The organism is Oleiphilus sp. HI0117 (assembly GCF_001635235.1).
Genome location: NZ_LWGA01000971.1, coordinates 1 through 1,980, shown reverse-complemented (window position 1 = coordinate 1,980; position 1,980 = coordinate 1). Strand labels below are relative to the sequence as shown.

General features: G+C 41.1%; 1 protein-coding gene. It reads left to right on the top strand.

Annotated elements, in window-relative coordinates; genetic code table 11:
• The first annotated feature begins 106 nt into the window (after positions 1-106).
• Positions 107-1,744, top strand: coding sequence for an AAA family ATPase (locus tag A3757_RS17400; protein WP_068554440.1), 1,638 nt, complete (start codon positions 107-109; stop codon positions 1,742-1,744).
• The last annotated feature ends 236 nt before the right edge of the window (positions 1,745-1,980 follow it).

The window sequence follows — 1,980 nt, the reverse complement described above, 5'->3', positions numbered from 1 at the left end:
AGCAGACTTTGGCGCTGATTCTCTGGCAAATGTTTTGGGTGGCAAAGCTTAATTAGAAGCAATTACTTGGTTCGATTAATTTTGTAGGTGAGTCGATAAGTCTGATATGAGTGTGACAAAAAATAATAATGTTTTGAGTGAGCAGCTCATTTCGCACTTTAACTTGAAAGAAAACCCATTCGATGAGCGAATGCTAGTATTTTTTGAGGGGGCGCAGCGTCAGCATAATTTAGAAACACTTCGCCATATGTCGACCTTTGGCGATATGGTTCTCTTGCTTACTGGCGAAAAAGGTGCTGGCAAAACCACTCTACTTAATAAATTTGCAAAATCTTCAGCTGGCGAGCTGAGTATCTACGTTACAGATGCTCAGGAGCTTGCTAATAAGGAAAAGTCGAAATCTGTTATACATGACTTTGGCGAGCTTGTTGGTTTAGATTCGATAGTTGGTGAAACTACGCGTCAATCATTTTCCCGTTTATTGCAGTATTTGGAAGATGAGTTCAAGAAAGATGGTGTGAGAAAGGTTCTGGTTTTTGATAACGCAGACCTATTATCAAAAAAAGAGCTTCAATTTTACTTTTCATATTTCAGTCAGTTGCCTAAAGAAAGCGGAGTGGTAGCAATTTTTTCGGGTTTGCCAAGCTTGCTGCAGCTTGCTCGTTTGAGTCACATAGAAGGTGATGACGAGTGGTTGCATCAAATGCAGCTTAAGCCTTTAGGTGCTTCAGATATGCTGGAATATCTCCAGTTGAGATTGGAGTATGCTGGCTATACCGGCTTGTTAGGGCTGTCAGAAAGTCAGGTACAACATTTAATTGACATGGGGAAAGGTTTGCCTGGTCGGGTGAATCGCTTGTTCAGTAGTGTCATGTTAGAACCGGGGGCATTAAAGCTACCGGTTAAGAGTCGTAAAGGAGTGCCGAAACAGGTTTTTTGGGGTGTTGCCGTTCTGCTTTGCTTCTCATTTTTACTCGTGTCTTATCAATATGGCTTGTTTACTGAAGGAGATAGCGAAGCAGTCGCGCACGAGCAGCCGGAGCAAGAGAATAACTCTGATGAAAATAAAGTGTCTCTCGTAGAGCAACAGAGAGAAGCAAGGTTAAGAATGCTTGATCAGGCCCTGTCAGAGAGTTTGGCTAAAGCTTCAGAAAGCAATATAGATAGTTTGGATAAAGGTCGTCAGGGTAGTGGCGAGATTAAAAAAGGTTCGCTCAATAAGCCTGAAATGTCGGCGTCTCGATCAATTCCAGAGAGCGCTGGTGTTAAAGAGCTTGTTGAGCCCGACAAGGTACAAGATGGTACTCTAGCAGATAAAGAAGTTAGCGTTCCAGAATCGGATCAACTAGTTAGCGATACTTTGCAGATAGAGAAAATCGCTAAAAATGTACAGGAAAAAATTATTCCTGCCGCAGAGAGCAGCCGTGAAATACTTAAGCCGTTCTTTAAGGGGAAAGCATGGGTTGCATCCCAAAACTCAAGTGGTTATTCAGCTCAAATTTTAGGTAGCTATAACGAGAAAACAGCGATAGACTTCGCAAAGCGCGTAAGTAAAAGTGCTCAGCCGATATACTATCTTGAAACACTGCATCGCGGTAAACCCTGGTTTGTTGTTTTTTATGGTGTTTATCCTGATAAGGCTTCCGCCAATGCTGCGCTCAAGGTGGCACCTAAAATAATTACTTCTCAACAGCCTTGGTTGAGGAGCTATGCTGGAATTCTCAAGTCTTATCCGAGGCAATAACTAAATTAGTTTTTTGAAGCTATCTATTTGAAATATAAGGATAGTTTATGCTTTTCTACGAGTTTTTTCTGCTTATACGCCTTCTTTAAGTTTGTACTGAATAAGCACGATGTGTAAAATGTCCAACCCCAATTTTCATAGTCATATGGTATTGTTAGTTTTGTTAGTTCTAACTGTATGATTTTAAATGATATTTTGTAGAGAGAATGTTATGGCAGTAGGTTTGTTTCGCCCGG